This window comes from Flavobacterium sp. N502540, assembly GCF_025947365.1.
GTDB lineage: Bacteria > Bacteroidota > Bacteroidia > Flavobacteriales > Flavobacteriaceae > Flavobacterium.
The window spans coordinates 3,401,374-3,426,095 of the sequence record NZ_CP110012.1 but is presented as its reverse complement, the minus strand read 5'-3'; the positions used below and the strand labels follow the sequence as shown (position 1 = coordinate 3,426,095).

Here is a 24,722-nt window from a genome sequence, read left to right as displayed (position 1 = left end):
ACGGGACTTAATCGGGTATATTCTAAAATATTACTTCGTAAACAACAGTTCTCTGTACTTCGTTAGGGTCCAGCTTTCATCATCTACTAATAATTCTAATTTATCACAATGATTACGAATGTCCTCAAAATAAGGCTTTACGTTATTGCAGTAAGCTTCGGCCATTTTTTGTGCATCAGTCAATTGGTTTGCCGTTCTTCGTTCACTCGTCATAGCCAATACTTTAGAATTGATTCCTTCAATATGTCCTGAAATTTCTTTAATCAGAACTATTTGCTCTTTTGCAATAGTTTCGAATTCCTTACCAAAAATTTCTTTTAATCCTTTTACATTTTCAATTAAAGTATTTTGATAGCGGATAGCCGTCGGAATAACATGATTTCTGGCAATATCCCCTAATACTCTTCCTTCAATCTGAATTTTCTTAGTGTATTCTTCCAATTCAATTTCGTAACGGGCTTCTGCCTCTACGTGATTTAAAATTCCTAATTCGTCAAATAACTCCAACGCTTGTTTTGAAACCTTAGCCTTAATAGCTTCCGGAGTTGTTTTAAAATTACTTAACCCTCTTTTAGCGGCTTCTTTTTCCCAGGCATCGCTATATCCGTCACCTTCAAAAAGTATTTTTTTAGACTGCTTGATGTATTCTCTCAAAACATTAAAGATTGCATCGTCTTTTTTCATGTCTTTAGATTCGATCAAAGCGTCTACCTCTGTTTTAAAGTCTCTTAATTGTTTGGCCACAATAGCATTCAGAGTCGTCATCGCATTGGAACAATTGGCATTTGAACCTACAGCTCTAAACTCAAATTTATTTCCGGTAAAAGCAAAAGGAGAAGTTCGGTTACGATCTGTATTGTCTAAAAGAACATCCGGGATTTTTCCAACTACATTTAACTTTAAGTCTGTTTTTTCTTCAGGTGACAATTTTCCAGTGGTTACACTTTCCAATTCTATTAATACTTTAGACAATTGTGCTCCAATAAAAACCGATATAATTGCCGGTGGCGCCTCATTAGCCCCCAAACGATGATCGTTGCTAGCCGTGGCAATAGACGCTCTCAATAAAGTTTCGTAATCGTTAACCGCTTTAATTGTATTGATAAAGAAAGTTAAAAACTGTAGATTACTCATTGGCGTTTTACTAGGACTCAATAAATTAACTCCTGTATCTGTTGCCAATGACCAGTTATTGTGTTTTCCGGAACCGTTTACTCCTTTAAAAGGTTTTTCATGAAACAACACTTTAAAATCATGACGCTCCGCTACACGCTGCATCACATCCATTAATAAAGAGTTATGATCTACAGCCAGATTGGTTTCTTCAAAAATCGGAGCCAATTCGAATTGGTTTGGCGCTACCTCATTGTGACGTGTTTTTACCGGAATCCCCAACAACATACATTCCTGCTCTAAATCTCTCATATACGTTAAAGCGCGTGTTGGAATAGAACCGAAATAATGATCGTCTAATTGTTGTCCTTTTGCAGAAGTATGTCCCAGTAAGGTTCTTCCTGTCATCATTAAGTCAGGACGTGAATTGGCTAATGCTTTATCAATTAAAAAGTATTCCTGTTCCCATCCTAAAGTAGCGGTAACTTTCTTTACATTTTTATCGAAATATTTACATACTTCCGTCGCTGCCTCATCCATAACAGACAGTGCTCTTAATAATGGAATCTTATTATCGAGCGCTTCTCCTGTATAGGCAATAAATACGGTCGGAATACATAAGGTTGTACCATATATAAATGCCGGAGAAGTTGGATCCCACGCGGTATACCCTCTTGCCTCAAATGTATTTCTTATTCCTCCATTCGGAAAACTTGATGCATCAGGCTCCTGCTGTACCAATTGAGCTCCTCCGAATTTCTCTACAGGGTCACTTCCGTCATAAGAAGTTTCAAAAAACGCATCATGCTTTTCTGCTGTTGTACCTGTAAGTGGTTGAAACCAGTGTGTATAATGAGTTACACCTTTTGATAATGCCCATTCTTTCATCCCCATGGCGATATAATCGGCCAGTTTTCTGTCTATCTTAGTTCCGTGTTGAACGGCATCTCTCACTCCTTTTAAAGCATCCGAAGTCAAAAACTGCTTCATCGCTTTCTCATTAAACACATTTGAACCAAAGATGTTTGACTTTCTGTCTATTTCTTCAAAATGTACAGGCTTTCTGTTGGAAGCTTCTTGTAAAGCTTGGAAACGTAATGTTGACATGTATAGTAGGTTTAAAAATTCGTAATTATTTTCATTAAAAAAGTGAAACAAATATAATCAATAAAAACCCCTGTTTGAAACATAAACCAGAGAATTTTATTCGATGATTTTTCAACATTAAGCGGTTTTTTCAAAGAATAATGAATTTGATTCGAAGAAATATAACAAAACACCGCAGTATTATTCATTAAATAAACATTTTTTCATAATTCCTTAAACTAAAAATTTAAAAAACATCCTTGATTTTTACGAATTTGCCTTTTTAAGGTATTAAAAATTACTTTTTTCAAAATATACCCCCTCACAAATTAATCTTATCCAAAAAATAATACTAGTTCAAACAAAATAGCCCCCTAATTTTTAGGAGTAGAAAAATAAATCTATATTTGTCCCAACAAAAAAGAAACAAGAAAATTAATTTATATTATTATGGCTAAAATTAAGTTAGAATACATTTGGTTAGACGGATATGAACCAACCCAAAATCTTAGAAGTAAAACTAAAGTTGAAGAGCACGAAAATTTCAAAGGAACATTAGAAGAACTAGGAAACTGGTCATTTGATGGTTCCTCTACTAAACAAGCCGAAGGTGGATCTTCTGACTGTCTTTTGGTTCCTGTTGCAATATATCCGGATCCAACCCGTATCAACGGATGGTTAGTAATGTCAGAAGTTATGTATGCTGACGGAACGCCACACCCTTCTAACGGTAGAGCTACAATTGATGATGATAATGATGATTTTTGGTTCGGATTTGAACAAGAGTATTTTATCATGGATACAAAAACTCAGCTTCCACTTGGATTTCCGGTTGGAGGTTACCCTGCTCCACAAGGGATGTACTACTGCTCAGTAGGTGGAAAAAATACTCACGGAAGAAAATTAGTGGAAGAGCATGCTGATCTTTGTATCGCAGCCGGAATTAATTTTGAAGGAATCAACCAGGAAGTTGCCTGCGGACAATGGGAATTTCAATTATTCGCTAAAGGTGCTAAAAAAGCCGGAGACGAAATCTGGGTTGCTCGTTATTTATTAGATCGTTTGACTGAAAAATACGGTTACTATATTGAGTACCACCCAAAACCACTTGGAGATACAGACTGGAATGGTTCAGGTATGCATGCTAACTTCTCTAACGAAGTACTAAGAACATGTGGAGACCAGGCAACTTACGAAAGAATCTGTGAAGCTTTCAGACCTGTTACTGCAGAGCACATTGCAGTTTACGGAGCTTACAACGACCAACGTTTAACCGGTAAACACGAAACCGCTTCTATTCACGATTTCTCTTATGGTGTTTCAGACAGAGGATGCTCTATCAGAATTCCATTAATGACGGTACAAAAAGGATGGAAAGGCTGGCTAGAAGACAGAAGACCTGCTTCAAACGGTGATCCTTATAAAATCGCTGCAAGAATTATCAAAACTGTAAAATCAGCATTGTAATTCAGATTTAAAACATACACAAAAGTGCTAACGTAATGTTGGCACTTTTTTTATAGTATTATTTGTGCTTTCAGTCGAAAAGACAGAATTTGCGTAAACATTGAAATTTTGCAAGTAACTTTTTATTACTTAACGCTCTGGTTACGCCCAAAAAGACAGACTGGATAAATAATTATAATTGATATAATTTAAAAACTATCTTTGTGAATCACTAAAAAAATACCCTAATGGTTTGGATTTTCTTTTTAATAGCAGTTGCACTTATTCTCGCTTTAGACTTAGGCGTTTTCAACAAAACCCCACATATTATCAGCACCAAAGAAGCAAGTAAATGGACACTGATCTGGGTAACCCTATCCTTTCTTTTTTCAGGAGTTATCTATTGGCTCTACACTACAGATTACATCGCAAATCCTGACAATCTGAAACCTGCCGTAGCTTCCATGAAGTTTATAACCGGTTATCTGATTGAGTTATCTTTAAGTGTGGATAATATTTTTGTGATCGCCATTATTTTTGCATCGTTCAAAATACCACAAAAATACCAGCATCGTGTTTTATTCTGGGGAATCCTGGGAGCTGTTGTTTTCCGTGGACTAATGATTTTCTTTGGTGTAATGCTGATCAATAAATTTGCATGGACTACTTATTTATTTGGAGCCTTTCTGCTATTCACCGCAATCAAGATGTTGTTCACGGGCGAAGATGAAGATTTTCAGCCGAAAGATTCTTTCATTTATAAAACATTAGGAAAAATCATTCCGATCACTTCCCATATGGAGGGAGAAAAATTCTTCATTCCCACAAAAACAGCAAAAAAAGCAGCCACTCCATTATTTGTAGCACTGATTGTGATCGAATTCATGGATGTGCTTTTTGCCGTAGACAGTGTACCGGCAATTCTGGCTATTACTTCTGATCCTTTTTTAGTGTTCAGCTCTAATATTTTTGCCATACTGGGATTACGTTCGATGTACTTTTTCTTAGCCAATATGCTGGCAAAATTCAGCTATCTGGAATACAGTCTTATTGCTATTTTAAGTTTCGTAGGATTAAAAATGCTGCTTCACGACTTCATTCACGTACCGGAATGGGCGTCTTTAGCCTTCATTGCTCTTTCACTTTTAGCCGGCATTCTGGTTTCTTTAAAATTTGGAGCAGAGAAAGAACTTACTGATACAAGTAAGGAATAACATTTAAAAATAGCATAAAATAAAAAAAGGAGATCGTAACGATCTCCTTTTTTATTTTATGCCCAATGATTAGTTTAATTTCTTAACATTACTATCATCAATATTGTACTTTTTGATAACCGCGTTATAATCTAAATTATCAGTTGTTACTTTTTTTCCAGTTTTTGCATTTACTCCATCATCTCCAGGAATAATAACTACTCTGAATACTTTTCCTAATCTAAAACTACTCGGCAATTGTGAATAATCACTTAAACTACCCGTAATAAAGATTGTAACTCTATTTTTCGAAAAAGTATAGTTATATTGAGCAGTTTCCAAACCATTGTTGAAGTAGTATACCTGAGGTAATAATGCCCAGCTATCCGGTCCGCTTGTACTTACTAATTCATACACTAAAATATTATCTCCTGACAACATACCTGAAGGTGTGTTGGTAACAGAATAATTTGGTCCAACAAAATTGGCATTAACTTCATAAACATAAGGAATTGCAGCATCTATTCCCGGAGGCCCTACTGGTCCTTCTGGTCCTTCACAACTTGAAAATCCGATTAGTCCAACGACTGCAACTGCAAATAAGGTAAGTATCTTTTTCATAATATTTGTTTTTTTAAAATTATACATAAAGGTATCCCAAAAATCAAACCAAAAAAAATATTTGATACCGTTCTTATTCGATTTTTCTATTATTTTCTTATAACCTGCTGATTTTTAAGCAGTATTTTGTTAAAAAATAAAGCGTGATAAGGCAATGAATTCTCCCAATACTCCCAAGTATGCGCTCCCGCACGTTCGGTATAATCGTGATCTACTTTGTTGTAAACCAATCTTCGGTGTAATTCTCTGTTAGGTTCTATCAGAAAATCATCAACACCACAATCTATAATCAAAGGGAGTTTATTTGCTTTAAGTTTGTCCAGCATTCCCAGTACAGCATATTGCGCATACATTTCAGAACTGTCACTTTTATCCCCGAAAACAGGTTGCATTAATTTCACCACCTGTGCCGATGCATCCCTCTGTAACATCACTCCCATATCTACTGCACCACTCATACTTCCGGCAGCACAAAACAAATCAGGATGCTTGGCCGACAAATACAAAGCACCGTGACCTCCCATAGAAAGTCCCGTGATTACCCTTCCGCTCCTGTTGTTTATGGTTCGGTATGTTTTATCTACTTTTTGAACGACCTCTTGTGTGATAAAGGTTTCGAACTGACTTCCTTTGTTTACCGGACTATCCAAATAAAAACTAAAAGTCTCCCCTTCAGGCATGACAATGATCAAATTGTACTGATCGGATAAATTTTGTACTAATTTCTTATTGGGCGTGTTTTTCAACCAATCGCTAAAATGTCCGTAAGCACCATGCAGTAAATACATTACCGGAAATGAAGCTTTGCTTTTGGCATACGAATTGGGTAAAACAACTGCCGCTTTGTAAGTTTTACTCATAGCTGTACTCGCAACTTGAAGGGTATCAACTTTTGCGGCATAACTCATTGAAGAGATCCCCATAAGAACAGCAAACACTAAAATCTTAAAGTTTTTCATAGTTAAATTTTCTGATTAAGGTTTGTAAATATAACTTTTTCAGCATAAACCATATGAAAAATCTGATTGTTTTTTCGGTACTGAATTGGGGAATTTGTTTGATTTTTTTTATTTAAAACTCTAATGTTTTTTCTTTCGCAAATCACACTGATTTACACCAATTACAGGAAGCAACATAATTCCACAAAGAGACACAAAGAGGCACAAAGGCTAAAAAAATATTTGTGTACCTCTGTGTTATTTCTTCGCGAGTCATTGTGAAACAACAGAATTCCACAAAGAAGCACAAAGGACACGCAGAGATATACAAAAGATTAAAAAACTTCGTGTATCTCTGTGCTTTTTTTCGTGAATCTCTGTGTGATTTCTTCGTAAGTCTCTGTGCAACAACAGAATTCCACAAAGAAGCCCAAAGGACACGCAGAGATACGCAAAAGATTAAAAAACTTCGTGGGTCTCTGTGCTATTTCTTCGTGGGTCTCTGTGAAACAACAGAATCCCACAAAAAAGCACAAAGGACACGCAGAGATACACAAAAGATTAAAAAACTTCCTGTATCTCTGTGCTTTTTTTCGTGAATCTCTGTGTGATCTCTTCACGAGTCTCTGTGCAACAACAGAATTCCACAAAGAAGCCCAAAGGACACGCAGAGATACGCAAAAGATTAAAAAACTTCGTGGGTCTCTGTGTTATTTCTTCGCGGGTCTCTGTGAAACAACAGAATCCCACAAAAAAGCACAAAGGACACGCAGAGATACACAAAAGATTAAAAAACTTCGTGTATCTCTGCGTTTTTTTCGTGAATCTCTGTGTGATTTCTTCGCGAGTCTCTGTGCAACTACAAAACTTTTACTGAATTACAATTTTATGTTCATTTCGGTATTGCGAAGCACTTTTACCGGTGTACTGTTTAAAAGATTTACTGAAGTGACTAAAATTATTAAATCCGCTTTCATAACAAACTTCATTAATACTTATAGGTTTCTCCGCCAAAAGCTTTGAGGCGTGTACCAAACGGTATTCGTTTACAAATTCGGTAAACGTTTTATTGGAGATTTTTTTAAAGTATCGACAAAAAGAAGGTGTTGTCATACTGATCAAACTCGAAACTTCATCTATAGCAATCGATTCCTGAAAATGATCTTTCACATAATTAAAAATTACATTCATTCGGTCATTATCCTGAGTCTGCAATTCTAATGAAAAACCATCGGCATTTAGAACCGTATATTCTTCTGATGCATCTAACTCATCCAAAATACTTAAAAGCGTAAGCAAACGTTCAAACGGAAGCTGATTCTCCATCATCTCGATTCTTTTACCTACATTTTTCTTCGTTTCTCCTCCAAAAGCGATTCCTCCTTTTGACTGATTCAAAACATTACGAACTTTTTTCATTTCGGGTGCCACAAAAAAATCATTGCCCAAAAATTCAGGTTTAATATGAATGACCGTTTCGTCTGTATTCCCCGTCATTTCATTCGTAAAACCGCAATGTGGCAGATTGGCCCCTATCAAAAGTAAACTGCCATTGGTGTAATAAGAAACATGGCTCCCAATTTGCCTTTTACCTGCTCCCCCATTGATGTAAACCAGCTCAATTTCGGGATGATAATGCCATAAATGTGCCTTACTGTTCGTTTTTTCCGCATGTTTGGTATACGTAAAGGAGCTTCCGTAAGAATTAGATATCACTTCAAGAGCAGGGGCAATCGTCTTCATGATAAAGTTTTTAAAAAATAATAGCGAATTTAACAAAATCACCTAACATAATTCATATTTTAACCTATAACGGTTTCGTAAATGAGAATATATCATAAAAACACAAAAAATACTAAATTCAAAATCACAATTATTTCTGTATTTTTTTTATAGTCGTTTTTTTTTCAGTCTTTTTTTTAATATATCCTATTTAATCAGGTCCTTTTATAAGTATACGTCATTTACGTAAGAATTATAGGCGTGCTTCGAAATTATCTAAAATTTCAAATCATTGAAAAATAACAACACAATTAACAAAAACACCTCTAATAATTCAAATTTTAACCTATAACGGTTTCGTAAATGAGAATACAGCACATAAATTGGCAAATAGAGTTGCGAAAAAAAATCCGGTTCTAAAGTAATTTAGCTTCAGAGAAATGAACTAATCATTTAAAACGAAAAGCTATGAAAAACATTTTAAAATTAAGTTTAGTATGCGCAGTACTCTTTTCAGGAATAAGTACTTATGCAATTGACGGAAATGGAAATGGTAATAACGATTTTAACCTTCACGTATTAAAGGGTAATGGAAAGCTAATTACGTTTGCTCTAAACCAGGTGCAAAAAGCCAGTTTGAGTATTTATGACCAAAACGGTTCACTAATCTACACTGAAAATGCTTCAGGTAAAGATGGAATTTTAAGAACCTTTAGTTTAGAAGAATTTCCGGAAGGAACCTATTTCTTAGAAGTAGAAGACAGCGTTAAAAAAATAAGACATGAAATTACAATTACAGATGACAGATCAATATTATCTGCAAAAGCAATTTCATCGACCTATAAAGCAGATTTCTCTGCTCAAAATTCAAACGTAGCAGTACGTTAAAAAAGTTTATGCTTTCATAAAGTATAAAAATGAGGTTAGATAGTTAGTAAAGTAAAAACGTGATTGTTTTAAAACAGCTCTTTGTGGTTATTGAGCTGTTTTTTTTGCTTACAAGCTAATGGTTTAACCGCAAGGTACGCAAGGTTTTTTTTTTCATATCTTTTTTATACAAACGCAAAGTTCGCAAAGCTAATTATTGATAAAGCCTTGCGAACTTTGCGGTTACTACACGTAATTTGTGATAAAAAACTTCGCGCACCTTGCGATTAAATCCTAAAACACACATTTTGTAAGAAAGACAGGCAAAACCACACTACCTTAACTTTATCAAAACATTAAAATATAATCGTAGAATTAACACTAACACTCAAAATAATTCAAATTTTAACCTATAACGGTTTCGTAAATGAGAATATAGCATAGAAATAAGAAAACAGAGTTGTGAGAAAACCATTATTTCATAAGTAATTTAGCATCAGATAATTAGAATTATTAATCTAAAAACTAAAAGTCATGAAAAAGATTTTAAAATTAAGTTTAGTATGTGCAGTACTTTTCACTGGAATGAGTACCTATGCAATTGACGGGAATGAAGATTTTAATCTTCATGTATTAAAAGCCAACGGAAAGCTAATTGCATTTGCCCTTAACAAAGTGCAAAAAGCAAATCTGGCAATTTATGATAAAGACGGTAGCATACTTTATACTGAAAATGCTTCAGGTAAAGATGGAATTTTGAGAACTTTTAATCTGGAAGAACTCCCGGCAGGAACTTACTTCCTGGAAGTTGAGGATAACATAAAAAAAGTAAGACATGAAATTACTATTACTGAAGCTACTACGGTATTGTCCAGAAAAGCAATTTCATCGAGTTATAAAGCAGGTTTTTCTGCCAAAAAAACAAGTGTCGCTGCACGTTAAAAATTTTACCCCCTTACCCAAAAAAGCGAATTTATTTAGTTAGTGAAAATAGTACGTTTTAAACAGCTCTTTGTCGTTATTGAGCTGTTTTTTTATGTTCTTCTCTCATCTCAAACAACTGATTTTTATATTTTTAGAAAAATATTCTTAATAATTATAAAAGAGTAGTTTACACACTATAAAAAAAACTCAAAATAAAAACATCCATCATCCCAGTAAATACGTACATAGTTCACGTAAAACACAGAAACATCTTTAATTCAGCAATTTAAGCATTGAAAAAAGTAAGTTTTTTGCATAAAATTAAATTTCTATTTGTAGTTTTACGCGTTGCAAAATGAGTAATAAACAATTAAAAAAGACATGACAAATTTAACGAAGGTGGGCTTAGTTGTTGCCGTATTTTTAACAACAATTTTTACGTATGCATTTGATGGAAAAGGGGATTATATTTTGAATATAAAAACCGGAAATGGAAAAGTAGTTAGTTTTACTTTAAACTCCATTGAGAAATCAGTTTTTACTATCTATGACGAAAACAATAATTTGGTTTACACAGGAGAAACTGCTTCAAACCAGTTAGAAACGTCAAAAACTTTAAGTTTAGAGGCATATCCTGCCGGAACTTACATCCTGGAAGTAAAAGAAAATGGTAAAGTTGCCAAACATGAAATCACGGTTTCTGCTAAGAAATCAAAAACTGTAAAGATGGACGAATCAGTGAATAAAAGCCCTGCTTTCCGTCGCTAATTGTTTTTACTTGAAATTGAAAAGCATCAGCGTGGCTGATGCTTTTTTTTTGTTTAAAAGTTAAATTCAACCTCTTTTTTAGTTGGTAAACTACCATTATTCCATTCTAGTTCAATGTACTTTGAAGCATATTCTTTCGTATTAGCAAAGCTATCAAACAAAATTGCTGATCCTCCATTCTTTACTGTTTCCTCTACCATTTTAAAGGTTAACACAGACCCTTGAGGATCCAACCCTACTACATCAAATATTATATCTGTTGCCTTAGAAAGTGTCACATATAAATTCAACAGCTTTCGCTGGGTTCCTCCCAGACGATTCATCCTGGTTTTTCTAGTAACATATTTATCTTCAAATAATTTTACAAGAAAAGGATTCGTAAGATCTGCCCGTCTTTTAATATATCTGTTTACAGTCGAGGGAAAAAAATAACCTCTAAAGTTTGATTCCCTAAAGAAATCAACAAAAGTCATTTTTTTATGTAAAGTAACATTCTCATGTTTTATCTTACCGCAAAAAATGTCTTTAAGATACATTTCTGTATCATAGGGACATTTTTCGTTACTCAAAAACAAAACGGCTATTTCACCTTCATATAAAACAAAAGGCGGTACATAATAAGTGTCTGTTTTAATTCCCTTATTTTCTAGTACAATTTTCATTATAACTTCAAAATTTACTTTTGCTTTAAAATTCAAAAGCAGCACTTGATGCTTTTTTGTTTATTACTTTTCTTTCCCTCGCAATTCCTCTCCTATTTGAACTAGTTTCCAAAATACAGCAACATCTTGCGGTATAGGAATTTTTAGTTCGCCTACTTTTAAATCTTCACTATAAAGTGACGAATGCAAAATAGCATAACTTAAATCTAAAACATCAATTGCCGTAAAGCTTTGTTTAAACTCAGGTTGTAATTCCTGACTGTGCGCAAAACAAACATTCCCGGTTTCTTTCTCATCCATAAACAGCAAACCGTAACCATTTGCAATGAATTGAACCGTTTCAGGATTTAATGTCACACTAGTATTCTCTGCTTTTTGAAAAAGCATCTCCAGCCTGAAATAGCTTTGACTACTCTCTAACGCTGTTTTTAAAATAAGCTCTTCCAACTCAGCATTAACAGGAAGCCCAACTCTATTTTCTACGAGACGCAAATTATTTATTTTATTTAAATAGTCTTCCATTCTCATACTCTACCTCTCTAAATCTTTATAAAGTTAGATTATTTTTTAGCGCAACTAAAATAAATTCAAGCCTTAAACGTTTTTATATCCATAAGAAATTATTTACCAGACAAGATTTTACCATTTTTTTCGACTCTAATTTTATCGATAAAGTCAAAAAAACATCGCCAAAATGCATGTTATATTACTGATTTATATATATATTTGCAAAAAACACAATCAGCTAACATTAAATAATTCTCTTGCTTTTAAATTGTTCCAAAAAAATAAAAATAATATCAAGTCCCCATTTAAATCTATTTCCATGAAAGAAAAACTAGCTATTGTAATGCTATTGACTCTGTTTTCTATTCGTGTCTCCGCTCAAAGCGAAAAATTGTATCAAACCGATAAAGTAAGCGATAAATATGCCTATGTTGATGTGATGAAAACCTATGAAAGGGTTGCCGCAAAAGGCTACAAATCTGTTGATTTATTTCAAAAACTGGGAAATTCCTGCTATGCTAAATGCAATCTGGATAAAGCAGCCAAATGGTACCGCGAACTTTTTGCTCTTACTACCGATTTAGAACCTGAATATTATTACCGCTATGCTGAATCACTGCGATCGATTTCCTTATATCAAGAAGCCGACGCTCTTATTGAAAAATTAAAAACAAAAGTTCCGGTAAAAAAGAAAGCTTAATTCGCTAAAAAACAACCACAATCTTGTCATTTCGACGTAAGGAGACTCGAGCGATAGTGAATAGGCGAAGTAAATCACATTCGAAACTCGACAAAGCTTGGCAACTTTCTTTACGGAAATACTGGTGTGATTTCTCGTACCTCGAAATGACAAAATGTACGGAATTTTATTTTTTTATTATTTTCTTTGAAACCATAACTCTATTAACCTTAGCTTTCAAGATATAAACCCCAGGATCTAGCTTAGAAACATCCATCTTATCGGTAGTAAAATTAGTTCTATCACTTACCAACTTTCCATTTAAATCAAAAATCTGAACGCTTTCAATACCATCTTCGTTATTTGTTTTTAGCTTTACAAAATCTGTTGAAGGATTAGGAAATATTGATAAAAATGATTGTTTATCATTCGATATCGTGCTCAAATCATTGGAATATCTATACAGTACATTTTCTTTTCCATAGAGTAAACTTCCTTTGTAAACAATCGCCTGCCTTACGTTATCAAGCGCACTAATATTTTCTGTAGTCTGCAGACTTTTATTAAAAATCCATCCTTTTCTATGCTCTAAATCATCCGGTCCGGTAGTAATAAAATAATCATTTTTATTAATCTCATAAATAGAGGTAATAGAATAGTCATCAGGAAATATAAAAGGAATCGCTGTATCAACTGGCATAAGCTCTTTCAAATCTGATATTAACTGGGTACCTAAATCCATTGATAATAACGAAGTACCTCCACTATTATTAGGCCCGCAGAAAAGTAAAGAATCATCCGTTTTCAACAAATTTGATGGGGAAAAATATTTACTTCCATAAACTTTATAAGACAAAGATGCCTTTTTATTCTGCAGATCATATTTCCAAATTTCCATTCTCAAACTGTCTTTAGAAAAAAACATAAAATAAAGATTATTACTATCTTTAGTCATAGTACTGTAAGATACCAGATTCATTTGTGCGTTCCATAAATCAGAAACAATTTTTGTATTACCAACAGTACCATCGGTCTCAAATAAATGGTACCTGCTAACAAAATAAAGTTTACCATTGCTTTCTATGTACTGAGTTAATGCGGATGTACCCCCTGGCCCTGATCCGTTACCATCTATTTCAGCTGTTATAGGAAATGTTCCATCAGCTGTTCCGTCACTTCTCCATACCCTTGAATTGTTAGTACCGAAAGGCTGAAATGTGAAAACAAAAGTATCGTTACACTTCCCTTCAAAAGTGGGTTTATTCCATGCCGGTAAATCACCTCTAACTAATATTGTCCCTTGTGAAGTTCCATCTGTTTTCCAAACTTGTAATGTATCGTCGATTTTCAGTAAAAAATAAATTGAATTTCCTACTGCTGTTATCGTCCAGACTCTGCCTTTAAGAAAATTTGTAACTTTCACTGTTCCTGTTTCTGTTCCGTCCGTTTTCCATATTTCACCATTAGAAGTTTCATCCTTTGCAATAAAAAACAATGTCTTATTTAAAATTGCTGAACGTCCTTTTAATAAATCCATGCCGCCATCCTCTTTTCCTGGATAAACATCTTTAACCAGAGATGTGCCTTCGGGAGTTCCATTGCTTTTCCATATTTCACGGCCAGTATCTTCGTTTCCCGCTAAAAAAAAGATATTGTCGTTATATTCAATATATCGAACAGGGTAATTATAGTTAAATGAATAAATCTGCTGTTGAGCATCAATTTTTCCAATTATTATAATAAAAAGAAATAAAAGTAGTTTTGTTTTCATTCAGATCAGTTAAATTTCGAAGGCAAATATATAAGAATTTCAGAAGTGTTTTTATAGTATATGGAACTCAAATACGAATCTATCAACAAAAAAACCTCCCATTTCTGAGAGGTTTTCCATATCCGCCATGAGCGCGAGCGTATTGGTAAATACTTTTTATCAATTATTTTTAATAAATCGAACATACATTCCATTCTCTGATGTATGTGCGGTAACTTCTCCATTAACTGAATTGTCGCCATCCATCAAACCGATAAAATCATTACTGTTTTTACTTACCTGTACTTTTGTACCCCAAAATAACACACAATAGTCTAATGGATAAAAATCAATTTCATTTACAGTACTCCTGTAACCGCCCGGAACAGCATTAAATTCGGAACTATTATCTCCATCCCAATTTTTAGATTTTAAATGTAATCCTGCATTGTCATATCCTCCTAAAGATGTAATTATTTCTTTCCATTCTTTATGCGTCGGAATATGAAATCCGTTGGGACATAAACCTCTTGGATCATTGACAGCGAATCCATTATAAATTTTCCCGATTTTTTTCTTATTCTTTTCATTACTTTCATGATAACACCAAGCTGGCTTTTTTAATTTGCCATACTTTCTCCATTCTTGTATTGTTTTTACTTCAGGTATTACGTCACCATTTCTGAAATGACTTACATTTAAATTTTGATTTGAAATTAAATATTTGTCGATTTTAATTATTGTGTATTTATTACCATCAATATCGGCAGCGATATTATTCTCCGTTTTATTTGGGATTAATAGCAATAAAATGAATGATAAAAATAATTTGCCCATTTTTTAATTATTTGTAAATTATTGAATTGGTTTTATAAAATGTCGTACGCTAGCGTGAACGGGATGTACACTAACAGAGACCTCCATTAAATGATTAAATCTTCATTTTTATAGAAACTTCTTTAACTTTTAGTTTTTAATGATCTTTTTATTAATCAAAGTTCCATTCCATTTTATTTGAGCGGTATAAATTCCTTTAGATAAAGAAGAAATATCAATTTGAGAGGAATTTGACAACGTTTGAAGTAATTTCCCATTTAAGTCAAAAACACTTATATTTTCAACTTCATTACTATTGTCTACATTTAACTGCATAAGATCAGATGACGGATTTGGATAAAAAACAATCGCCTTTTTATGAGTCACATCGATTGTGCTCAAATTATTAGAGTATTTCCATAATTTATTATCTTTTGCATAGTATAGATAATCTTTATAAACTATAGGTTCCAGGATGTTATCTAAGATACTTACATTTTCAATCGTCCCTAATGTATTATTTAATATCCATCCCTTCCTTTTATTATTTTTATCTCTTGCGATGTAAACAAAATATTCATCTTTATTGATTTTAAAAATAGAACTTATATAGTAAGGCAAATATCCTGAACGAATTACAAGATCACCTGCCGACGTTAAATCTTTTATATTTGACACCTCATTATTTGCAAGATTTAATAAAACTAAAGATGTATTGCCTGTTGAATTCGATGATGTAAACAGTAACGAATCATCTACTTTCATAAAATTAGATGGTGAAAAATAGTGAGAACTTGTATTTTCATATACTGAGTTAATGCTATTGTTTACAAGATCAAATTTTAATATTGAAATATTATTCGTCTCTAATCTAAAAAACATTAAATACAGATTATTATTTGCTTCGATAATATCGCTATGAAATACGCTTCCTTGCTTATCACCCTTCACATTTGCAATACTTTTAGTATTTTTTAAAGTTCCATCAGTTTCAAACAAAAAATTACTCGTTACAAAATACAACTTACCATTATGTTCTATATATTGTGTCAAAATCGGCCCACCACCAATAGCACCACCTTCGGTAGTCACAAAGCCTGAACCATTTCCAGAAACTTCTTCTGTTATCGGAAATGTTCCATAAGAAGTTCCATCACTTCTCCATACTCTGCATTGATTTGTGCCGGGGGATTCAAATGTAAATATAAAAGTATTATTACACTTTCCTTGAAAAGAAACAATGTGCGCTATAGGCAAATTATCTTTTACTAGTAGAGTTCCATTTATTGTTCCATCAGTTTTCCAAACCTCCAAAGTATGATCATCATTTATAAGAGTAAAAAAAATAAAAGCTCCCACAGTAGTCAACTTGGCTCCTCTTCCATTAAGAAAATTTGTTAATTTTACCGTTCCATTTGTTGTTCCATCAGTTTTCCATATTTCTCCATTAGAATCTGCGTCTTTTGCAATAAAATACAAATTATTATTCAAAATGGCAGAACTTCGTTTTAAGCTGGCAAAAATTGAATTACCACTACCAATATTGATATCTTTAAGCATAAAAGTATTATCAGGAGTTCCATCACTTGTCCAAACCTCTCTACCAGTTCCATCTCCAGGTGCTTCGAAAAAAATCTTATCGTTAAATTGAACAAAATTAGACTCAATAGAACTGGTAGGATAGAATGATAAAAAGCTATAAACTTGCTTCTGAGCATTAGATTTAACAATTAAGAAAGTAAAAAATAATAAAAGTAGTTTTGTTTTCATTATTGACTATTGATGATAATTTAATTAGTAATATTGTTTAAATAAGCGCAAATATATAATGATTTTTATTACAAATATCATTAACAAAAAAATATAAGAATCATGTACATCAAGAAATAGATTTGATACTTGAATCAAATCCTTTTTTATGGGAATAAAAGAAAGAAAACATATTTTTTCAACACTGTACGCTACTCCATTAGAGCATTTTATAAAAACAAAAAACCTCTCATTTCTGAAAGGTTTTTTGTTTTTATAAAATCGTAATAATTACATATTCCTTCTATACTGGCCGCCTACTTCAAACAAGGCCGAAGTAATCTGCCCTAAGGAACAAACCTTAGTCGCTTCCATTAAATGGGCGAATAAGTTTTCGTTTTTAATGGCGGCTTCCTGTAGTTGACGCAGGTGCTCGTTTACTTTTGCTTCGTGAAACTGGTGTAAGTTGTCCAGCATCGTAATTTGATATTGTTTTTCTTCTTCGGTGGCGCGAATTACTTCTGCCGGAATTACCGTTGGAGATCCTTTTGAGCTTAGGAAGGTGTTTACCCCCACAATTGGGAAATCTCCGTTGTGTTTTAAGGTTTCGTAATACAAACTTTCTTCCTGAATTTTAGAACGCTGGTACATGGTTTCCATAGCTCCCAAAACTCCGCCACGTTCTGTGATTCGGTCAAATTCCTGTAAAACGGCAGCTTCTACTAAATCGGTTAATTCTTCGATGATAAACGATCCCTGAATTGGGTTTTCGTTTTTCGCCAGACCTAATTCTTTATTGATAATCAACTGAATCGCCATGGCTCTACGCACTGACTCTTCGGTTGGTGTGGTAATCGCTTCATCGTATGCGTTGGTATGCAATGAGTTACAGTTGTCGTAAATCGCATACAAAGCCTGTAATGTCGTTCTAATATCGTTGAAATCAATTTCCTGTGCGTGTAAGGAACGCCCGGAAGTTTGAATATGATATTTTAGCATTTGCGCTCTTTCGTTGGCTCCGTATTTGTTTTTCATGGCTTTTGCCCAAATCTTACGTGCCACACGTCCAATTACTGAATATTCAGGATCTACTCCGTTTGAGAAGAAGAACGATAAGTTTGGTCCAAAATCGTTAATGCTCATGCCACGGCTTAAGTAATATTCCACGTAAGTGAAACCATTCGAAAGTGTAAAAGCCAGCTGTGTAATTGGGTTCGCTCCTGCCTCAGCAATATGATATCCTGAAATCGAAACGGAGTAAAAATTACGAACGTTTTGAGTAATAAAATATTCCTGAACGTCACCCATTAATCGCAATGCAAATTCCGTTGAGAAAATACAGGTGTTTTGTGCCTGATCTTCTTTCAAAATATCAGCCTGAACCGTACCACGAACCTGTGATAAGGTTTTTACTTTGATATCGTTATACACATCCAAAGGTAAAACCTGATCTCCGGTAACCCCCAAAAGCATTAATCCCAAACCGTTGTTTCCTGCCGGCAGATCGCCTTGGTATTTTGGACGTTCTGTTCCTTTTTCCTTGTATATTTTGTTGATTTTTGCTTCAACTTCTTTTTCTAATTCGTTGGCTTTAATGTAAATCTCACATTGCTGATCGATAGCCGCGTTCATAAAGAAACCTAACAGCATAGGTGCCGGTCCGTTGATGGTCATACTCACCGAGGTTAAAGCATGAACCAGATCAAAACCTGAATATAGTTTTTTAGCATCGTCCAAACAGCAAATCGAAACTCCGGCATTACCAATTTTTCCGTAAATATCAGGACGAATATCAGGATCGTTTCCGTATAAAGTCACACTATCAAAAGCAGTTGAAAGTCGTTTTGCCGGTAATCCCGCACTCACATAATGAAAACGTTTGTTGGTTCTTTCCGGTCCTCCCTCTCCTGCAAACATTCTTGACGGATCTTCACCTTCACGCTTAAACGGATACAATCCCGAAGCAAACGGAAATTCTCCCGGAACGTTTTCCTGTAAATTCCAACGCAAAATATCTCCCCAGGCTTCATATTTAGGCAAAGCAATTTTTGGGATTTGCAAATGCGACAAGCTTTCTGAATGAGTAGCGATTTTAATTTCTTTATCACGCACCTTAAAGCTGTACACCGGATTTTTATATTTGGCTACTTTCTCGTCCCAATTCAGGATAATTTCCCAATTGTACGGATCAAGATCCATTTTTACTTTATCAAACTGATTCAGTAACAGGTTTAAAAAGATTCTGTTTTCGTCGTGCGTTTCGGCTGCTTTCACTCCTTCGACTCCGCTCAGGAAGACACTAGTGTCATCAATTCCGGCTTTATTAATTTGTGGAACTTTCCCTGAAACGGTTTCTATGGTTTTAAAGATTCCGTATAATTTCTGTGCTACTTTTTGCTGCGCAGCTGCTATTTCATCATAAGATCTGTTGTTCTCTGCAATTTCGGATAAGTAACGGGTTCTGTGTGGTGGAATCACGAAGATTTTCTCGCTCATTTCCTTCGTAATCTGAAAAGTAGATTTCAATTCTGATTGCGTTTTTTCCACAATCTTGTCCATGATCGCTTTATAAAGCGTGTTCATTCCCGGATCGTTAAACTGAGAAGCAATGGTTCCGAAAACCGGCATTTCATCCGGATTTTTATCCCATAAATTATGATTGCGCTGGTATTGTTTTTTAACGTCACGAATGGCGTCAAGAGCACCTCTTTTGTCAAACTTGTTTAAAGCGACCAAATCGGCAAAATCAAGCATGTCGATTTTCTCTAATTGTGTTGCGGCACCAAATTCCGGTGTCATTACATATAAAGATACATCCGAATGGTCCATAATCTCGGTGTCGGATTGTCCGATTCCTGAAGTTTCAAGAATGATCAAATCGTATTTTGCTGCTTTTAAAACCTGAATGGCTTCGGCAACATATTTGGATAAGGCCAAATTCGACTGACGTGTCGCCAGCGAGCGCATATACACACGAGGATTGTTGATGGCATTCATACGGATTCTGTCACCCAGTAACGCTCCTCCTGTTTTTCTTTTTGACGGATCGACAGAAATCAATCCGATAGTTTTCTCAGGGAAATCAATTAAAAAGCGACGAACCAGTTCATCTACTAAAGATGATTTTCCGGCTCCACCCGTTCCGGTGATTCCAAGAACCGGAATTTTAGAATCGGTGTTGCTTTCGTGAATCTGATCAAAAACAGGTTTTGCGATTTCAGGGAAATTTTCTGCTGCTGAAATCAAACGTGCAATTGCGGTTGGAATTTTATTTTCGATATGATCGACTTCTCCGTTTAACTGATCTCCAATAGGATAATCTGAACGTTGAACCAAATCATTAATCATTCCCTGTAAACCTAAAGAACGACCATCATCCGGAGAATAAATTCTTGTAATACCATATTCATGTAATTCTGAAATTTCGCTTGGAAGGATTACTCCGCCTCCGCCTCCAAAAATTTTAATGTGTCCTGCTCCTTTTTCTTTGAGCAAGTCATACATGTATTTAAAATATTCATTATGTCCTCCCTGATACGATGTCATCGCAATCGCATTCGCGTCTTCCTGAATAGCAGTATTTACCACTTCCTCAACACTACGGTCGTGCCCAAGGTGAATTACCTCAACTCCGGTTGACTGAATAATACGACGCATAATGTTTATCGCTGCATCATGTCCGTCAAAAAGAGAGGCTGCGGTTACAATTCTTACTTTATTTTTAGGAATATATGGTATTTGTTGTTCCATTTTATGAATATGATAATTTTAAGGGAGCAATTTACAAAATATTACAACATTTGATCATGCTAATATCTTTTTGTTAACAAAAAAAAGAATCTTTTTTCTTTTAGAGGGGTAACAATTTGAATACTAAGTTGATTTATCCTATATAAGTCTTATAAAAATGTTAACAACATGGAAATCTTGAAATATTTAAACAAAATACAAGAACCTGTAAATCAATATCATAAAGTAATTTAGTAGTATATAAAAACCCCAAATTTTTACCTAAAACTACCTACAAAAGTAACACCGTAAAAATTTAAAAAATGAAAACATTATATCCACTCAGCCTAATTATAGTTCTAAGTTTTTTTGTTTCTTCTTTTGCCAAAACTGATCATAAGAACATTTCTTATAAAAAAACTTCAACTGTCGCGCCCGTTTACAAGAATTCAGGTTCTGATAATGTAAACGAAATTTCAAATGACTTCTTTAAAAGATATTCTGATTTGAAAAAATATAAGTCTGACGTCATGTCATTATACAAAAACAGAACTCCGGGAACTATCTGGTTTGATGAAGATGCCATCAATGAGTTTGGTACTGCATTATATCAAAAAGCTAAAAAAACGAATGATTTGGTTGTTCCTTATCAAAAAGAAATCGATGCTCTTTTTTCTTCTTCAGCAACAAAGCTGTCTAAAACAGATGCAGATATGCTTTTGAGTTCTTTATATATTGCTTACGCCAAAAAAAGTAATGCAGATGCCGGGAAAAAAATGTCGTATGATGCTATGCTGACAGATTTTTTAAATTACAGTACAATCGAAGAAGCCACCACTTCGACTACTGAAAATGTTAAAGTAACCTATGATCAATATTATAAATTACAGGACGTTCTGAAAAAATATAAAAAACTAGACCGTTCTAATAAATGGAAACCTATTGTTCCGGAAGAAACACCTTATAAAGATTTACGTCCGGATGCTGTTTCAAATACTATCGCCCAAGTCAGAACCCGTTTATACTTATTGGGAGATTTAAAAAAGGATTCTAAAAGTAACGTTTACGACCGTGAATTAATGGATGCTGTAATGAAATATAAAGTTCGTAACGGTTTCAAACCTAACTATATTTTAGCAGAAGAACATATTAAAGAAATGAATGTTCCTCTTGCCGATAAAATGGAGACCCTAAAACTTAACATGGAAAGATGTCGCACTATTTCGGATCAAATGGCCGGTTGCGATGAATATGTTTTAGTCAACGTTCCTTCGTACGAATTGATTTATGTAAAAAATGGGAAGGTGCAGCTGTCTTCTAGTGTCTTTGTTGGAGCACCATTAACTAAAACAACCATTTTTAATGGCGAAATTGAGAGAATCGTTTTTAGCCCTTACTGGACCGTGCCGCAAAGTATTGTAAACAATGAGTTGAAAAGTAAAATCGCTGAGGATAAAAATTATTTGGCCAAACATAATATGGAAATCGTAAATGGTCAGGTGAGACAAAAACCGGGTCCTGAAAACTCATTAGGATTAGTAAAATTTATGTTTCCGAACCCTGATGACATCTATATGCATGATACTCCATCTAAAACTTTATTCGATTTTGAAAAAAGAACGTTCAGCCATGGTTGTATAAACGTAAAAATGGCAAAAGAATTAGCTACTGCCATGCTTAAAGATTATCCTGAATGGACTCCCGATAAAATAGATAAAGCTATGGCGGGTAAAACAGAAAACAGTTTTAAACTAACTAAAAAAGTACCTATTTATATTACTTATTTTACTTCGCTGGTCAATGAAAATGGAGAAATTGGTTTCTTTCAGGATGTTTATGAGCGAGATGCTGAATTAAACAAAACGGTTTCTCCTCAGACAGGAGTAGTATCTAACTAAAATTTAACCAATTAGTTCGTTAGCTTCATCAAATGATCATTAATTAAAGCTGTAATTTTTAATAGGGTAATTTTAGATTTGAATTTAGAGTTTGGAAGAATAATAGTATCTTTAATAACTCAAATACAAATCTAAAAATTACCCTTTTTTTATGGAAGACGATTATACTGAAGTTAGAAAAAGCTGGTGGGACAGAAACTGGAAATGGTTTGTTCCAACCGGATGTTTAAGTCTTGTGGTGCTGTTTGGTTTGTTTATAGCAGCGCTTTTCTTTGGAGTTACCACCATGCTCAAAGAATCTGATTCTTATAAATCTGCCATGAACGAAGCGCAGCATAATGCAATAGTGCTGGAGAAATTGGGTAGTCCAATTGAAGATAACGGAATTGCCTCCGGCAGCGTTAATTCAAGCAACAGTATAGAACATTGCAACTTACAAATTCCAATAAGGGGTTCTAAAAGCAGAGGAACTTTATTTGTCTCGGGCACCAAAAACGGAACATGGAAATACGATGAGATGAGTCTTTATGTGGAAGACACTAAAGAACAAATTGATTTGCTAAAAAAATAAAATACTATCCTCTCTTATACTTTTCTACACTATCACACTATGAGCCTACGTTTACTTTTTTTAATCCTAGTTTTAAGTTTCAATTATTCCGTTTTCTCACAAACTAACGAACCTCACAATATAAACCAAAAACCTGATAACAAAACCGTTCCGCCCCAAACTGATTATATCAAAATACTTTGGTTAAATAAGCAAGGTGTTCTTCAGCTTAACGAAGACTACATCAAAACCTTAACCGATCCACAACGGGCAGCACTAGGATTTGTTACTACTGGTGTTGACCATGACTGCTACTGGGATAGTGATAAAAAAGCAGACGAGAGCAACTTAAAATGTAAATTTCTATGGGCTCTGAACTTGGGATATCAATGCTCTGAAACGCATTTAGGATTTTTAAAACAATGGTTTAAAGAAGATCCTGAAGTTTTAGGAAGACTGCAATATTGTTCCAAAAATGAGACTACACCCAAAAATAAAGAATTCTTTCTCTGGCTAAAAATGGCCACGACTGACAATAACATCAAAATTATCTACTCGGCAGTTGGCATAGATAATGATGCTAATTCCAATTGGAAATGGACGGAAGCATCAAGTTATTCTTATACCAATACCGGAATTAAACAAATATCCCGAAAAAATCTTGATGGAGGTTTTTTCTAGAAAAAACACTGAGGCTCTGAGATCCTGAGTCACTAAGGCACTAAGTTTTATTTTCAGAAGAAATATTTTAATTCTAAAAAAACTACCTAAAGTTTTTTTTTCTATTCCAATAAAACCTTTGCCCCTTAGCAACTCAGAACCTAAGTACCTTATAAAAAAACTGTTAAACCTCCAACAAATTGGTTTCTTCTCCGAAAATAAAATTGTGGCTTTATTTTTGAATAAGTAGTATTTTTGAAAACTTATAAAATTACACTTTAATGAAAAAGATTCTACTTCTGTTACTTACGCTTACATTTTCTTTCACTTCTAATGCTCAGATACAAAAAACTTTAGATCAGTTATCTCAATTATCGTCAAAGATCAATGGCACCGGAAATGTTGATATTGCCTCGGGATTAAAGGAAGCCCTAAACAAAGGAATTACAAAGCAAGTAAGCAAATTAACCGCTGAGGATGGTTTTTATAAAAATGAAGCGGTAAAAATTTTAATGCCGGAAGAACTGCAAAGAGTTGACGCTACCTTACGAAAAATTGGTTTATCCTCTCTTGCCGATGAAGGCATAAAAGCAATGAATCGTGCCGCCGAAGATGCCGTTAAAGAAGCTACACCAATCTTTGTTTCTGCGGTCAAAAACATGTCTTTTACCGATGCAAAAAACATTTTATTGGGGAACGAAAGTGCTGCAACCAGTTATTTACAAAACAGTACAACAACAGCTTTGTACAGCAAATTCAATCCCGTAATCAAAACTTCTTTTGAAAAAGTAGGTGCTGATGTAATCTGGACAAACATAATCAAGAAATACAACACCATTCCATTAGTTCGAAAAGTAAACCCGGATTTGACTGATTATACCACAAATCAGGCTTTAGCAGGTGTTTTTAAAATGATTGCCGTAGAAGAAAAAGACATTCGTACCAACATCAATGCAAGAACATCTCCTTTATTGAAGAAAGTATTTGCAATGCAGGACAAAAAATAGCTTTTGTTGTTAAATTGTTGATTTGTTAATCGTTTAA

The 24,722-nt window shown here is 34.2% G+C and carries 20 protein-coding genes; 10 read left to right on the top strand and 10 right to left on the bottom strand.

Going from position 1 to position 24,722, the window contains the following annotated elements; all coding sequences use genetic code 11:
- Nucleotides 1-30: 30 nt before the first annotated feature.
- Complete coding sequence (locus tag OLM58_RS14450; RefSeq protein ID WP_264529479.1) at nucleotides 31-2,220, bottom strand: glutamine synthetase III; 2,190 nt, start codon at nucleotides 2,218-2,220, stop codon at nucleotides 31-33.
- 429 nt (nucleotides 2,221-2,649) lie between these two features.
- Between OLM58_RS14450 and OLM58_RS14445 the strand changes: the two genes are divergently transcribed.
- Together OLM58_RS14445 and OLM58_RS14440 are read left to right on the top strand one after the other, a co-directional pair.
- Nucleotides 2,650-3,666 (top strand): glutamine synthetase beta-grasp domain-containing protein, encoded by a 1,017-nt coding sequence (locus tag OLM58_RS14445; RefSeq protein ID WP_012024410.1) that lies wholly within the window; start codon nucleotides 2,650-2,652, stop codon nucleotides 3,664-3,666.
- 227 nt (nucleotides 3,667-3,893) lie between these two features.
- A complete protein-coding gene (locus OLM58_RS14440) occupies nucleotides 3,894-4,859 on the top strand; it encodes a TerC family protein (RefSeq protein WP_264529478.1) in 966 nt (321 codons plus the stop codon).
- Nucleotides 4,860-4,928: 69 nt separating this feature from the next.
- Here the strand turns inward: OLM58_RS14440 and OLM58_RS14435 are convergent, their stop codons facing one another.
- The 3 genes from OLM58_RS14435 to OLM58_RS14425 form a co-directional block, all read right to left on the bottom strand.
- Nucleotides 4,929-5,459 carry a hypothetical protein gene (locus OLM58_RS14435; protein WP_264529477.1) on the bottom strand — a complete coding sequence of 177 codons (531 nt, stop codon included), beginning with the start codon at nucleotides 5,457-5,459 and terminating at the stop codon, nucleotides 4,929-4,931.
- A gap of 89 nt (nucleotides 5,460-5,548) precedes the next feature.
- Nucleotides 5,549-6,418 (bottom strand): alpha/beta hydrolase, encoded by an 870-nt coding sequence (locus tag OLM58_RS14430; RefSeq protein WP_264529476.1) that lies wholly within the window; start codon nucleotides 6,416-6,418, stop codon nucleotides 5,549-5,551.
- A gap of 849 nt (nucleotides 6,419-7,267) precedes the next feature.
- The gene (locus OLM58_RS14425; protein WP_264529475.1) at nucleotides 7,268-8,140 is read right to left on the bottom strand and encodes an AraC family transcriptional regulator; all 873 of its coding nucleotides are present in this window, start codon (nucleotides 8,138-8,140) and stop codon (nucleotides 7,268-7,270) included.
- Nucleotides 8,141-8,587: 447 nt separating this feature from the next.
- On the opposite strand from OLM58_RS14425, the gene OLM58_RS14420 reads away from it, so the two are divergent.
- The 3 genes from OLM58_RS14420 to OLM58_RS14410 all read left to right on the top strand — a co-directional run bounded on the left by OLM58_RS14420 (nucleotide 8,588) and on the right by OLM58_RS14410 (nucleotide 10,678).
- Nucleotides 8,588-9,007, top strand: a complete 420-nt coding sequence (locus OLM58_RS14420; protein WP_264529474.1) for a T9SS type A sorting domain-containing protein — start codon at nucleotides 8,588-8,590, stop codon at nucleotides 9,005-9,007.
- A 513-nt stretch (nucleotides 9,008-9,520) separates the two neighbouring features.
- A complete protein-coding gene (locus OLM58_RS14415) occupies nucleotides 9,521-9,928 on the top strand; it encodes a T9SS type A sorting domain-containing protein (RefSeq protein ID WP_070906899.1) in 408 nt (135 codons plus the stop codon).
- A 363-nt stretch (nucleotides 9,929-10,291) separates the two neighbouring features.
- Nucleotides 10,292-10,678 (top strand): hypothetical protein, encoded by a 387-nt coding sequence (locus tag OLM58_RS14410; protein WP_017498567.1) that lies wholly within the window; start codon nucleotides 10,292-10,294, stop codon nucleotides 10,676-10,678.
- A 53-nt stretch (nucleotides 10,679-10,731) separates the two neighbouring features.
- Here the strand turns inward: OLM58_RS14410 and OLM58_RS14405 are convergent, their stop codons facing one another.
- A complete protein-coding gene (locus OLM58_RS14405) occupies nucleotides 10,732-11,340 on the bottom strand; it encodes a hypothetical protein (protein ID WP_264529473.1) in 609 nt (202 codons plus the stop codon).
- 63 nt (nucleotides 11,341-11,403) lie between these two features.
- On the bottom strand, nucleotides 11,404-11,868 hold the full coding sequence (locus tag OLM58_RS14400; RefSeq protein ID WP_264529472.1) for a type ISP restriction/modification enzyme: 465 nt from the start codon (nucleotides 11,866-11,868) through the stop codon (nucleotides 11,404-11,406).
- Between the two features lie 298 nt (nucleotides 11,869-12,166).
- Here OLM58_RS14400 and OLM58_RS14395 point away from each other — a divergent pair, with 298 nt between their 5' ends.
- Nucleotides 12,167-12,547: a flagellar motor protein MotB gene (locus tag OLM58_RS14395; protein ID WP_089078098.1), complete on the top strand. Its 381-nt coding sequence runs from the start codon at nucleotides 12,167-12,169 to the stop codon at nucleotides 12,545-12,547.
- 166 nt (nucleotides 12,548-12,713) lie between these two features.
- Here the strand turns inward: OLM58_RS14395 and OLM58_RS14390 are convergent, their stop codons facing one another.
- The 4 genes from OLM58_RS14390 to OLM58_RS14375 form a co-directional block, all read right to left on the bottom strand.
- Complete coding sequence (locus tag OLM58_RS14390; protein WP_264529471.1) at nucleotides 12,714-14,297, bottom strand: T9SS type A sorting domain-containing protein; 1,584 nt, start codon at nucleotides 14,295-14,297, stop codon at nucleotides 12,714-12,716.
- 159 nt (nucleotides 14,298-14,456) lie between these two features.
- Entirely contained in the window at nucleotides 14,457-15,113 is a 657-nt protein-coding gene (locus OLM58_RS14385) for a fibrobacter succinogenes major paralogous domain-containing protein (RefSeq protein ID WP_264529470.1), read from the bottom strand.
- 129 nt (nucleotides 15,114-15,242) lie between these two features.
- Nucleotides 15,243-16,862 carry a T9SS type A sorting domain-containing protein gene (locus tag OLM58_RS14380; RefSeq protein WP_264529469.1) on the bottom strand — a complete coding sequence of 540 codons (1,620 nt, stop codon included), beginning with the start codon at nucleotides 16,860-16,862 and terminating at the stop codon, nucleotides 15,243-15,245.
- Between the two features lie 270 nt (nucleotides 16,863-17,132).
- Nucleotides 17,133-20,591 carry a methylmalonyl-CoA mutase family protein gene (locus OLM58_RS14375; RefSeq protein WP_264529468.1) on the bottom strand — a complete coding sequence of 1,153 codons (3,459 nt, stop codon included), beginning with the start codon at nucleotides 20,589-20,591 and terminating at the stop codon, nucleotides 17,133-17,135.
- Between the two features lie 302 nt (nucleotides 20,592-20,893).
- Here OLM58_RS14375 and OLM58_RS14370 point away from each other — a divergent pair, with 302 nt between their 5' ends.
- The 4 genes from OLM58_RS14370 (at nucleotide 20,894) to OLM58_RS14355 (ending at nucleotide 24,685) form a co-directional block, all read left to right on the top strand.
- Nucleotides 20,894-22,468: a L,D-transpeptidase family protein gene (locus OLM58_RS14370; RefSeq protein ID WP_264529467.1), complete on the top strand. Its 1,575-nt coding sequence runs from the start codon at nucleotides 20,894-20,896 to the stop codon at nucleotides 22,466-22,468.
- A gap of 151 nt (nucleotides 22,469-22,619) precedes the next feature.
- On the top strand, nucleotides 22,620-23,039 hold the full coding sequence (locus tag OLM58_RS14365; RefSeq protein ID WP_264529466.1) for a cytochrome c oxidase assembly factor 1 family protein: 420 nt from the start codon (nucleotides 22,620-22,622) through the stop codon (nucleotides 23,037-23,039).
- A gap of 39 nt (nucleotides 23,040-23,078) precedes the next feature.
- Complete coding sequence (locus OLM58_RS14360) at nucleotides 23,079-23,699, top strand: hypothetical protein (RefSeq protein ID WP_264529465.1); 621 nt, start codon at nucleotides 23,079-23,081, stop codon at nucleotides 23,697-23,699.
- Between the two features lie 260 nt (nucleotides 23,700-23,959).
- Nucleotides 23,960-24,685: a DUF4197 domain-containing protein gene (locus OLM58_RS14355; protein ID WP_264529464.1), complete on the top strand. Its 726-nt coding sequence runs from the start codon at nucleotides 23,960-23,962 to the stop codon at nucleotides 24,683-24,685.
- The last annotated feature ends 37 nt before the right edge of the window (nucleotides 24,686-24,722 follow it).